13 protein-coding genes are annotated in these 12,228 nt (G+C 40.5%); 9 read left to right on the top strand and 4 right to left on the bottom strand.

All coding sequences use genetic code 11. From position 1 onward, the window contains the following. The 3 genes from H8B17_RS02135 to H8B17_RS02125 form a co-directional block, all read right to left on the bottom strand. The coding region (locus tag H8B17_RS02135; RefSeq protein ID WP_190307517.1) for a hypothetical protein at positions 1 to 319 on the bottom strand (319 nt) is incomplete at its 3' end. A 12-nt stretch (positions 320 to 331) separates the two neighbouring features. Then, positions 332 to 1,057, bottom strand: coding sequence for a YebC/PmpR family DNA-binding transcriptional regulator (locus H8B17_RS02130; protein ID WP_190307516.1), 726 nt, complete (start codon positions 1,055 to 1,057; stop codon positions 332 to 334). Positions 1,058 to 1,060: 3 nt separating this feature from the next. Further along, complete coding sequence (locus H8B17_RS02125) at positions 1,061 to 2,008, bottom strand: NAD-dependent epimerase/dehydratase family protein (RefSeq protein WP_190307515.1); 948 nt, start codon at positions 2,006 to 2,008, stop codon at positions 1,061 to 1,063. A gap of 226 nt (positions 2,009 to 2,234) precedes the next feature. Between H8B17_RS02125 and H8B17_RS02120 the strand changes: the two genes are divergently transcribed. The 5 genes from H8B17_RS02120 (at position 2,235) to H8B17_RS02100 (ending at position 7,601) form a co-directional block, all read left to right on the top strand. Next, positions 2,235 to 3,224 carry an aspartate-semialdehyde dehydrogenase gene (locus tag H8B17_RS02120; RefSeq protein WP_190307514.1) on the top strand — a complete coding sequence of 330 codons (990 nt, stop codon included), beginning with the start codon at positions 2,235 to 2,237 and terminating at the stop codon, positions 3,222 to 3,224. A 254-nt stretch (positions 3,225 to 3,478) separates the two neighbouring features. Next, complete coding sequence (locus H8B17_RS02115) at positions 3,479 to 4,222, top strand: DeoR/GlpR family DNA-binding transcription regulator (protein WP_190307513.1); 744 nt, start codon at positions 3,479 to 3,481, stop codon at positions 4,220 to 4,222. Between the two features lie 70 nt (positions 4,223 to 4,292). Beyond that, a complete protein-coding gene (locus H8B17_RS02110) occupies positions 4,293 to 5,780 on the top strand; it encodes a lipopolysaccharide biosynthesis protein (RefSeq protein ID WP_190307512.1) in 1,488 nt (495 codons plus the stop codon). Positions 5,781 to 5,920: 140 nt separating this feature from the next. Next, on the top strand, positions 5,921 to 6,697 hold the full coding sequence (locus H8B17_RS02105) for a class I SAM-dependent methyltransferase (protein WP_190307511.1): 777 nt from the start codon (positions 5,921 to 5,923) through the stop codon (positions 6,695 to 6,697). 13 nt (positions 6,698 to 6,710) lie between these two features. Then, positions 6,711 to 7,601, top strand: coding sequence for a glycosyltransferase family 2 protein (locus H8B17_RS02100; protein ID WP_190307510.1), 891 nt, complete (start codon positions 6,711 to 6,713; stop codon positions 7,599 to 7,601). Positions 7,602 to 7,619: 18 nt separating this feature from the next. Here the strand turns inward: H8B17_RS02100 and H8B17_RS02095 are convergent, their stop codons facing one another. Then, positions 7,620 to 8,543, bottom strand: coding sequence for a sugar transferase (locus H8B17_RS02095; RefSeq protein WP_190307509.1), 924 nt, complete (start codon positions 8,541 to 8,543; stop codon positions 7,620 to 7,622). A 197-nt stretch (positions 8,544 to 8,740) separates the two neighbouring features. On the opposite strand from H8B17_RS02095, the gene H8B17_RS02090 reads away from it, so the two are divergent. The 4 genes from H8B17_RS02090 to trhO all read left to right on the top strand — a co-directional run bounded on the left by H8B17_RS02090 (position 8,741) and on the right by trhO (position 12,157). Continuing rightward, positions 8,741 to 9,649 carry a glycosyltransferase family protein gene (locus tag H8B17_RS02090; protein ID WP_190307508.1) on the top strand — a complete coding sequence of 303 codons (909 nt, stop codon included), beginning with the start codon at positions 8,741 to 8,743 and terminating at the stop codon, positions 9,647 to 9,649. Between the two features lie 8 nt (positions 9,650 to 9,657). Beyond that, a complete protein-coding gene (locus H8B17_RS02085; protein ID WP_190307507.1) occupies positions 9,658 to 10,416 on the top strand; it encodes a glycosyltransferase family 2 protein in 759 nt (252 codons plus the stop codon). Beyond that, a complete protein-coding gene (locus H8B17_RS02080; RefSeq protein ID WP_190307506.1) occupies positions 10,397 to 10,636 on the top strand; it encodes a DUF3820 family protein in 240 nt (79 codons plus the stop codon). Before H8B17_RS02085 ends, H8B17_RS02080 begins: the two co-directional genes overlap by 20 nt. Positions 10,637 to 11,137: 501 nt before the next feature. Then, a complete protein-coding gene (gene trhO / locus H8B17_RS02075) occupies positions 11,138 to 12,157 on the top strand; it encodes an oxygen-dependent tRNA uridine(34) hydroxylase TrhO (protein ID WP_190307505.1) in 1,020 nt (339 codons plus the stop codon). Positions 12,158 to 12,228 lie beyond the last annotated feature (71 nt).

Here is a 12,228-nt window from a genome sequence, read left to right as displayed (position 1 = left end):
CGGCCTTGGTAGCACCCGCCTTAAATCGTGGCTTGAAACCCGCTGGCTTGCTGGAAGCAGCTACTATTCCAGCAGAATCCGGAGACATGGTCTCCAATATCTCGGCAGAAACAGCTTGATCTTTGGCGGTCGTTTCTTCTTCTTCAAGCAACGCGTATTGCTTTCGCAATTTGTTAAACCAAAACTTCTTCGTATGATCAAAACTTTTCTGCCCCATTTGAACATAATGTTGCCTAAACTCATCATATAGCAGACGATTTCCCCTCTGCAATTGAGATAAATCAATTTTCTTCTTGGCAAAAAATTCTTCAAATGTCATATTAGCGTACCTCTACTCCATATTGTGATAAACCGCCTGTACATCATCATCTTCCTCGATTTTGTCAATTAATTTGAGCACATCAGCAGCCTGGCCTTCATCTAAAGAACTATGAGACAAAGCAATACGCTCCAGCTTAGCAGATTTCACTTCAAGTCCCTTCTCCTCTAGAAGGCTTTGCATATTTCCAAAATCCTCAAAAGAAGTCTGAACGACGACAATATCGTTTCCTTCTTCATCAGCTTCTACATACAACTCTTCCAGTCCCCCATCAATAAGTTCCAATTCCAATTCGTCCACATCAAGATCTTCCGACGCTTCAAAACGGAATATTGATTTCCGTAGAAAGATAAAGTCAAGCGATCCAGTCTTTCCCAGTGAGCCGCCTGATTTCGTGAAATAACTTCTAATATTGGCCACGGTACGGTTTGTATTATCTGTTGCCGTTTCTATCAATACCGGTACACCATGCGGACCGTACCCTTCGTAAACGTATTCTTCATATCCTTTCGCGTCCTTTTCAGAAGCTCTTTTAATCGCTGCTTCCACACGATCTTTCGGCATGTTAACTGCTTTCGCATTTTGAATAGCCGTCCGCAAACGGGAGTTGTTTTCTGGATGTGGACCGCCCTCTTTTACCGCAATAGCTATTTCTTTTCCTAAGCGTGTAAACTGTACGGCCATTTTAGCCCACCGTTTAAATTTTCTCTCTTTTCTAAATTCAAAGGCTCTGCCCATTTTCTATATGTTTGTTTTGAGGTTCGCAATCATATCTTCTGTTATCGACTCCAAATCGAACTTTGGTTTCCAGCCCCAATCAGTACGTGCGTAACTATCATTGATGCTTGCAGGCCAAGTGTCAGCGATTGCTTGACGTGGGTCGTAATCAACATAAGACATCTCAAAATTAGGAAGAATTTTTTTAATTTCTTTAGCAATCTCCGCAGGCGTGAAAGATAATCCCTCGAGATTATAGCTGGAACGAATGGAGATCTGTTCGATGGGGGCATCCATCAACTCGATCGTTCCACCTACCGCATCCTCCATATAAAGCATAGGCAAAGCAGTATCAGCAGAAAGAAAGCATGTATATTTACCATGCTTTAACGCTTCAATATAAATATCTATAGCATAATCCGTTGTCCCTCCTCCGGGCGCAGTCTTCCAAGAGATAATTCCTGGATAGCGAACACTGCGAATATCCAGATCATATTTATGATGGTAATATTCACAAAGTCTTTCGCCCGCCAGTTTACTGACGCCGTAGATAGTAACAGGATCCATCACACAATATTGATCGGTGTTTTGTTTTGGAGAGTGGGGGCCAAAAACAGCGATGGAGCTCGGCCAAAAAATCTTCTTAATACCAAGTTCCAATGCCAGATCCAATACATTCAATAGACCATTTATATTAAGATCCCAAGCTTTTTGTGGATATTTCTCTCCTGTCGCAGAAAGCATTGCCGCAAGCAGATAAATCTGCGTAGGCTGATGCTTCTCAAGCAAACTCTTCAATGCAGGCTTGTCCAATACATTGACAATTTCAAAAATTTCATCATCTTTTAAAACTGATGGTTCCCGAATATCCGAAGTGATCACATTTTCTGCACCGAATTTATAGCGAAGCGCCGATGCCAACTCCGATCCGATTTGGCCATTCGCTCCGATCATTACTATACGTTCTTTCATTGGGACAAAGTTAGCGCATTTTTTAAGCAAAATAGGTCAGCAATCGATTGTTCCATATGCGCTTATCCTAAAGAAATATCTAAAATTACAATTCTTTAAATATTCACGGAAAAACATTGTATCGTGTGCAATAAATTAGAAAATTTATTTTTATTTTCATACTTTTGCGTGTTAGATTCTTTGTAATTTATTTTCAACATCATACACAAATAAAACAAATTCAATTATGAAAGTTGCAGTAGTAGGCGCAACGGGCCTTGTAGGGTCAGAGATTTTGACCGTTTTAGCGGAACGTAATTTCCCGGTAACAGAGTTGATTCCTGTAGCATCGGAGCGGAGCAAGGGTAAGGAAATCGAGTTTAAGGGGAAGAAGTACAAAATCGTTACTCCAGCCGAAGCTATTGCACTCCGACCTGACGTAGCGCTATTTTCCGCAGGGGGTGGTACTTCAACAGAATATGCTCCACAATATGCCGAAGCTGGTATAACCGTAGTAGATAACTCATCGGCATGGCGTATGGACCCCACGAAGAAACTGGTTGTTCCAGAAGTGAACGGCCAAGTATTATCAGCTGCGGATAAGATCATCGCAAACCCCAACTGCTCTACCACCCAAATGGTGGTTGTACTTCAACCGCTACACGCGAAGTATAAAATAAAACGGGTCGTCGTATCTACCTATCAGTCCGTTACCGGAACAGGTGTAAAGGCGGTTAATCAACTGATGGACGAGCGGGCAGGCAAAGATGGTGAAAAAGCTTACCCCTATCAAATCGATTTGAACGTTATCCCACATATTGATGTCTTTCAAGACAATGGCTACACAAAGGAAGAGATGAAAATGATCCAGGAAACGAACAAAATCATGGGCGACGATTCCATCCGTGTAACAGCGACCACTGTGCGTATTCCGGTTATGGGGGGGCATTCAGAATCGGTGAATATAGAGTTTGAAAATGATTTTGATCTGGCTGAAGTTCGTCGGCTCTTAACGGAACAAGAAGGTGTTATCGTAGTCGATGACCCCGCAAACCTCCAATATCCGATGCCGAAAGATGCACATGGAAAAGATGAGGTTTTGGTAGGGCGTATCCGTCGTGATGAATCACAAGATAAAACTTTAAATCTTTGGGTTGTCGCAGATAATCTTAGAAAAGGAGCAGCAACGAACGCGGTGCAGATCGCTGAATTGCTTCTTAAAAAGAATTTAATTTAGTCGCCACTTTAAAATTTTGAACAAAGGGATAGTGCGTCAATAATATTTTTACATATTTCAAAATTTTATATGTGGCATTAGAGGTTAAAAAAGGGACTATGCAATTGCATGATCCCTTCCTTAACTTTAATTGTCGCATCCAAATGTTTGAGTTATGTAGAAACTCATCTTTAGTACTATCACTATCTCAAACATCTGAAGCGACGAGCTTTTTGCTTCTTTTTCGCGGGGAAAAAGAAGGTAAACTTCATATTATGCTAAAAGAAGAAAGACAAGCCTACATTATTCATCAGATTAACCTACACAACAAGGTATTATCATCCGACTTAAGTGTACAGCTAAACGTTTCTGAAGACACCATACGGCGCGATTTAAACGAGCTAGCTGAGAACGGCCAAGTATTAAAAGTATATGGAGGGGCTTTATCCAAATCCTTTCAGTTTCCTTTTCAGGAAGGAAACGTCTATGCTAAAGAATCAAAGAAAGAAATCGCTCACAAAGCGATCAAACTGATACAAAGCGGCATGACGGTGTTAGTAGGCGGTGGAACGACCATGATCGAACTAGCACGATCGGTTCCTAATGATCTTCAATGCACGTTCTTTACAATTAGCCCGCTCGTTGCACTGGAATTAGCAGAGAAGGATAATATTGATGTTATTCTTATTGGCGGAAAATTATCCAGAAACACAAACATTGTTTCGGGTGCACAAGTAATCAATGAGCTCTCTGATTTAAGGGTAGATCTCTGCTTACTTGGGACCAATAGCTTATCTCTGGACGAGGGTATCACAGATTCAGATTGGGAAGTTGTCCAAATTAAACGTGCAATGATTAAATGTTCTAAGAACCTCGCTATCCTGAGTATCGCAGAGAAGTTAAACTCTAATCAGAAAATGCGTGTTGCCCCGTTACGAGATGTCACTTACCTGATTACAGATCTCGACCCCAAACACCCTAAACTAAGAGAGTTTGCTCATCAAATCGAGGTGAGATAGCACGTTATCATCCATAAGTACTATTTTTGTACTAATATGAGAAGAAAACCCATTACCAGAGCAGACGGCGATGGAACAAAACAGGACGCCTAATATGAGCAACAACGAGATTCCTTTAAAACAGAAAACGATAAAGGGGTTTTTATGGGGCGGTATGGCAAACGGTGTCCAACAAGTACTCGCCTTACTATTCGGGATCGTTCTGGGGCGTGTTCTCATACCGGAAGATGTTGGGATTGTTGGTATCCTTACTATCTTTTCCGCGGTATCCGCCGCATTCATGGAATCTGGTTTTGTCAGCGCTTTGACCATAAAAAAAGACGTCAAACACGCGGATTATAACGCCGTGTATTGGCTCTGCATAACTATTGGAGCAACTCTTTATCTTCTACTTTTTTTTGCTGCCCCATTCATTGCTGATTTTTATGAAATCCCTGTCCTAGCAACCGTGGCACGCGTTTCGTTTCTAAACTTTTTTATCAGCAGCTTCGGTATTGCTCATAGTGCTTATCTGAACCGAAATCTACTCGTGCGCGAACGAGCACTCTCCACAACCGCCGCTGTATTCATAGGTGGGATATGCGGCATCACTACGGCTTTATATGGGCTAGGATATTGGTCACTGGTTATTCAGAACTTAACATATTGCATTGTGGCAAGTTCGGGATTTTTCTATTTTTCTAGCTTCCGCCCTACCCTTAACTTTAATTTTAAACCTATTCAATCCATGTTAGGGTATAGTAGTAAGCTTTTAATTACTAATGTGGTCATCAACGTAAACAATAATTTCTTGACCAGTATCTTGGGTAAATTTTTCCCGACAGCCACCGTTGGGCAGTTCAATCAGGCTAACAAATGGAACTTGATGGGGCAAACCTTCATTTCGAGTATCAACAACAGCTTGATACAACCGTTGATGACACAAATATCACAAAAAGACGAAAGTCGACAAACGCGCGTGTTCCGCAAATTATTATCCTTCATTTCTTTTGTTACTTTTCCGTTGATGTTTGGTTTATCATTCGCCTCAAACGAATTCATCATTATTCTTATCGGCGAAAAGTGGCTCGCGGCAGCAGATTATCTTGGAGTCATCGCCTTTGGAGGAGCATTTGCAGTAGCAAGCAATGTATTTGCCAACTACAACCTAAGTCAAGGCCGATCGACAATCTATATGTGGAATATCATTTGTTTCGGCCTGTTGCAAATCGCATTATTTTTCCTACTGAAGAGCCATAGCATAATTTATCTGCTCTATGCATACACCGGTCTCCAAATAATCTGGTTGAATACTTGGTATTTTATCTGTAGGCAAAGATTGCAATATTCATATTATTTTTTGTTCAAAGACGTCTATCTTTTTGCTGCAACAGCGATGTTAAGCCTATATATAACAAGTTTGTGGGTTAGCCACATCGATCATATTTATCTCCGATTTATAGCCAAGATAGCCGGTTTGCTAGGTATTTACCTTTTTTTACTTTTTATATCTAAATCGGATATCCTATCGGAAGTGATCTCTTTTTTTAAAGAAAAGCTTATAGAGAGGAAAAAATAAATAACCGGCCATAATCAACATCCGTAACAGCAAAATCGTTGTTCTCTTTTAGTTGTCAAAAGCGATTATTTTTAATAACTTCAAGTCGATTATCGTAACTGAAATAAAATCGGGGCTATCGATAAATCAAATTTTATGCAATGAATGATTTAGAAAAATATTTCTACGACAATAACGACAAGCTTATTCATAAGTGGCTTCACTATTTTGACGTCTATGACCGGCACTTTAGCCGCTTCAGGAATAAAGAAATAACGATTGTCGAAATAGGCGTTTATCAGGGTGGCAGTCTACAGATGTGGAAGAATTATTTCGGCGACAAAGCTAAAATATACGGCATTGATATCAACCCTAATTGTAAGAATCTGGAAGAAGAAAACATAAAGATACTCGTTGGCTCCCAGGCGGACAGAGGTTTTCTCAGAGAAGTAAAACAAACTGTGCCACCAATCGATATTCTCATCGATGATGGAGGTCACACTATGCTTCAGCAGATTATTACCTTTGAAGAATTGTTCGGACATGTGAAGAAAAACGGTGTTTATCTGTGCGAAGACTTACATACTTCCTATGAGGTGGATTATGGAGGAGGATACAAACGAAAGGGCACATTCATCGAATACAGCAAAAATTTTATAGATTATATCAATGCCTTCCACTCCGAGCAGCGAGCGCTGAAGGTAAATGGATTTACCCAGTCTGTTGATTCCCTACATTATTACGATAGTGTATTAGTTATCGAAAAAAAGGAAAGGGAAAAACCGACAGATATGAAAACCGGCAAGCAGTCCATCGAAAACTATCTTGCAGGTCAAACGAGTTTCGATAAACTAAAGTGGAAAATTAAAAAGCCTGTCTTAACGGTAATCAATAAATTCCTTCGCTCACTGAGAATTAAAGGATTTATTTGGAGATGAAGGATAGCCGGATATGAAAAGTGTTTTAAGTATTATCGTTACTTATAACTTCGAACCTTGGCTAGACAAATGTTTATCCAGTCTTTTGCATTCTTCCTACCCGACCGACATTATAATTATAGATAATGCCTCTCAAGATAATACTGTCGAACTGATACGTCAAAACTATCCCCAGATAATTCTCCTAGAAAGTCGGGTAAACCTAGGCTTCGGCAAAGCAAATAATTTAGGATTCGCATATGCACTTGATAACGGTTATGACTTTGTCTTTTTAGTGAACCAAGATGCTTGGGTACAATCAAACTGCTTAGCGTATTTAACGGAAAAACCTTACCCTAAGGATATCGGCATCATTTCGCCAATGCATTATGATGGAACCGGACAGGCGCTCGATAAGGGTTTCGCTGATTATATGAAACAAGTAGATGCAAATGAAAACATAGTTACAAGCCCTTTCGTAAACGCTGCCTTTTGGCTTATACCCCTATTTATACTGAAACAAGTAGGCGGTTTTTCTCCTCTGTTCTATCATTATGGCGAAGATAGCGACTACGTACATCGTTTGCATTATCACGGTTATAAAATAGCCGTCAACCGGGAAGCTATCGCTTACCACGATCGGCAAAATAGAACATCAGATGATAGTAGAAAGGCTTTTTTCAAGAGAGAATTTATCTATTTTTTGACCGAATATGCTAATATCAAATATAGCTTTCCTAAGGCTTTCATATATGCCGTGCTCGCATCGATAAAAAAAGCGTTACAGGCGATATACAAGGATCGATATACCTTTGTAGCATATCTTGGAATTGCTCTTAAGCTAATGGAGAAAACAAAAGCCGTCGTCACGACTAGACGAGCGAACAAAAAGACTGAAAACAGGTATTGGTTGAAGAATCTTTAACTTTCTTACCAAGTGGAATCATCTTATTCTATTGTAAATTCGATGAAAAAGTTTGTTTCTAATAAATCGTGTTCCGCGTTCGATAAGCCCGCCTTTCCTATGTTTGAAGTATTTTTTCAGAGACCGGTATCCTTCTTCTGACTCTACGACTTCGGCAGGGAACCGCTCCATGGGTTCTCTTCGGATTGTAGTAGCAAACATACCGCTTATTTCAGAATGCACACCCGTACCGTCATGCCCGATGTTTTCGATAAGAGATTGATTTGGCGACAAAGCCAGCCCGCCGCGCAGAAAGACACTTGCATACCAACGAACCGCCCAAGAATCAACTTTTCCTACCTTTTGTTGTTGTATCTGCCTCCAGAAATTCATGGTACCCTCAAAGGTGAAATCACTTATTTTTTTCTCGTCAAACTGCTGTATAATCGTCTCGATATCCTCTTGAAAACAATCCCACGCCCCCTCCCACGTTGCCCATGCTTGGCTCGCTACGTACCGGGTAAAAAAAGTATCAGGCAAGTTTGTTCGATTCAGTTCGTAAATAAAACCACTAATGTGCATAATTTTTTCCTCCTTCTGATACAAGGTTAAAGCATCATTAAAATAAGTCAATGTGTGTTCTGAAAATAATACATCATCTTCTAATACGATTGCTTTCTTGTGTTTTTTTATCACATTACTGACACCATCAATTACATTGGCAGCTAATCCTAAATTGTGCGTTCTTTCGACGACATGCACGTCTTTAAATCCCCAAGCCTCTCGTATTACCCTGCGAACCTCTTCTACCGCCGGAATAGCTCCTGCATTTTTTGCCCCATCAGAAAATATATAAAGTTCGCTATCCGTGGCAAGCCGGTTTTTTTCCAAGGCCTGAAGTGTTCGGCGCGTGTGGCTCGGACGACTATATACGAATAAGACAATAGGGCTTAACGGACTCATATATTCTAAAAGATCAAACACAAATGTAAACAAACTCACTCACTATACAATGGGTGCGACACGTGGCAACTATAAAAGGCTTTCTTTTCGGATTGGCTGGTGACCCTCAAAAAACTTCCTCCGCCCTATGCGTAAGTTTCACCATATAAATAAATATTAGCACGGTTTTTGAATCATTCTTTGTTCCTTTGTAATGCATGCAAACACTGGCTCCTATCATATTATTTGTATACAACCGTCCAAAGCACACGAGGAGGGCGTTAGAGGCTCTGGAAAAAAATCTTCTGGCGAAGGATTCCCTGTTATACATTATCTCGGACGCAGCGAAAAATGCGGATGCGGTAGAAAATGTCAATCAAGTGCGCGCCATCATTCGCGAACCTTGGGATTTTAAGCATATTACCATTATCGAACGCCAGAAAAACTGGGGAATTGCCGAAAACGTGATTGATGGTGTCACTAAAATTATCAATGAACACGGAAAGGCTATTGTATTGGAAGACGACCTAGAGACCTCTCTCTATGCCTTAATGTATTTTAATGACGCCCTTATTCGTTATGAACAAAATGAACGCGTTATGGAAATCAGCGGATATATGTATCCCGTGGAACACCCCAAACGATTGCCCAAATCATTCTTCTTTCGGGTAGCAGGTAGCTGGGGCTGGGCGACGTGGAAAAGGGCATGGAATCATTTCAACCCCGACATTGAGGCCCTGACAAAGCATTTCAAGCGCAAGGATATAAGACGTTTTAGTATTGAAAGGAGTGAAAACTTCTGGGAGCAGGTCAAGGAATTAAAAGCAGGAAAGATCAATTCCTGGGCTATCCGATGGTATCTTTCCGTCTTCAATCAAGAAGGTTTGGTACTCTACCCACGACAGTCCATGATACAGAATATCGGAACGGATGGAACGGGTATCCATTCGGATATTGATGATGCCTATCGTGTGGAACTGGCTACTCAAAAAGTAAAATATTTCCCTAATGATATCAGTGAGCATAAAAAGGCCTATGAAGCTATCAAGCATTTTTATGCACATCGAAAGGGAAATTTTGCCGAACGCTTAGTTCGATTCTTAATTAAAAAGTTTGGGAGGAAATGAAGCAACATATGAATAAGCTTTTACCGAAAGTCTCGATTATCACTGTAGTCTACAATGATGTTAGCGGTTTGGAGTACACGATCCGATCGGTTATGAAACAGACATATGCAGAATTAGAATATATTATTGTAGACGGTCTCTCTACCGACGGCACACTTGATGTAATAGACCAATACCGCGAAGAGGTGTCTATTCTCCTTTCGGAAAAAGACAACGGTATCTATGATGCTATGAACAAAGGACTTGCCGCCGCCACGGGCGACTATGTCCTGTTTCTCAATTCGGGAGACGAGCTGTACGAAGATATGACGTTGGAAAAAGTCTTTTCTTCGGCAGAGAATGCAGATATATATTATGGAGAAACAAAATTAATAGACGAAGAGCGAAACATTCTTGGCGACCGTCGGCATAGAATCCCAAAGCGTTTTGACTGGAAATCTTTTCGCTACGGCATGAATATCTGCCATCAAGCGATTTATGTAAAACGAAGTATTGCTGAGCCATATGATTTACAGTATCAGCTCAGTGCTGATATTGATTGGGTAATCCGAGCCGCGAAAAAGGCTAATAAAATAGTTAATGTCAATCAATACGTGGCTAAGTATCTTGTCGGCGGGATGACCCAAAAACGCCACCGACAGAGTTTGAAAGAACGTTATGCGATTTTCAAAAAGTATTATGGTACTTTCGCTAACGTGGTTAATCATGGCGTTATTGCCGCCCGTCTTATCTTATACCGATTGAAACATGGCAAAACAAGAGAATGAAAACCTACTGAAACCAGAGATATTGATCGAACTGGCAAATACCAAAATGCCCTTCGGCAAATATCAAGGTTGGTTACTATGTAATCTACCGGAACCGTATTTAAACTGGTTTCATCAAAAAGGTTTCCCAAAAGGCAAACTCGGTATGCAACTGGGAACCCTTTATGAAATAAAGCTGAACGGTTTGGAGTATCTGCTCAAACCGTTGATTAAGAAATAGGAACATTAAAATTATACATTTTTAATGTCGCTGAAGCCGCGACAGGGCTTGTACTTTTTTTCTCTCAAAAAAAGTACACAAAAAAAGTCGCCGCTGAAAAATTTTGATAGGATAGGATAGTACAGAAATGATATTCGTGCAGTTATCAAAATTTTGTTAGGCGGCATTTGCGTGTTAAGGGAGGGATAATACAATTGCATGAACCCACCTTAACTTTAATTGTCGCATCCAGATTTACCTATGGTGAGCTCGCCGTAGGCTCGGTTTTGAGGTTGGTAGAACCCCATCCTTAGCACCATCCATTCTCCTCAAAGACCTGAAACGACGCTTTTTTGCGCAACTTTTTTCTAAAAAAAGGTTGCATAAAGAAAATGTTCTTTAAAATGCCTTAGTACAGTGAAAGTGACCTCCGTCAATTTTTATCTGACAATTTTCTGTAACTTTGCACACGAAAATCATTTTTTAAAACATTAAACGCCGTTTGCAGCGGTATCAATGAATATGGCAAAATACCAAACATTACTGTACTATTGTTACAGTCCGATTGAAAATGCAGAACAATTTGCTGCACAACATCTCGAATTTTGTAAATCTCTTGGTTTAGTAGGCCGTATCATCGTGGCCGATGAGGGTTTGAATGGTACCGTTTCCGGAACATCAGAAGCTTGTCAAGCCTATATGGATGCGGTACACGCCGACGTGCGGTTCAACAAAACGGATTTTAAGATTGACGATGTAGACGAACCATCTTTTATCAAGATGCACTGCCGATACAAACCTGAAATCGTCCACTCTGGCTTACGCAATCCGTCCGTCATCAATCCTAGTAAAGAGACGGGGAAACATCTGGAACCAAAAGATTTTATGGAAATGAAAGACGGAGAAGATGTCGTGATTTTGGACGTACGTTCCAATTACGAGCATGCTGTGGGCCGTTTCAAAAATGCAGTAACATTAGACATAGAGAACTTCCGAGAATTTCCAGAGAAAATAAAAGAACTGGAGCAATTTAAAGATAAAAAAATACTGACCTACTGTACGGGCGGAATTAAATGTGAAAAAGCTTCTGCTCTTTTGCTAAAAGAAGGGTTTAAAGATGTTTACCAACTTCACGGAGGTATCATTAAATATGGCAAAGAAGTCGACGGTAAAGATTTCGAAGGTCAATGCTACGTATTCGACAACCGCGTTACAGTGGATGTCAATAAGGTCAATCCAACGGTTGTTTCCACCTGTAGAAATTGTGGAAAAACCACTTCTAAAATGATCAACTGCGCCAATCCCGAGTGTAACGAGCATTTCACACAATGTGATGAATGCGGTTGGAAAATGGACGGTTGCTGCTCGACACTTTGCATGGAACATCCGCGTAAGCGGCCTTACGACGGTACAGGTTATTATGTAAAGGTACCTCAGCCGGTTAATGTAGAGAAAATCAGCAAAAGAAAACATAAGAACCGACCGGCGATAGCTCGTGCACAACAAAAAAACACCAGCTCATCATTTTTCACTAACGAATAAAACAACTCTTTCCAATAAGGTAATCGCATTTTAAAATGCATCCATGGTAAACAATACAATAAGTAATTAAA

Origin of the sequence: Sphingobacterium arenae, assembly GCF_014692505.1 — a bacterium.
Taxonomy (GTDB): domain Bacteria; phylum Bacteroidota; class Bacteroidia; order Sphingobacteriales; family Sphingobacteriaceae; genus Sphingobacterium; species Sphingobacterium arenae.
Note: the sequence above shows the minus strand (reverse complement) of the source record. Positions and strands in the feature narration are given on the sequence as shown.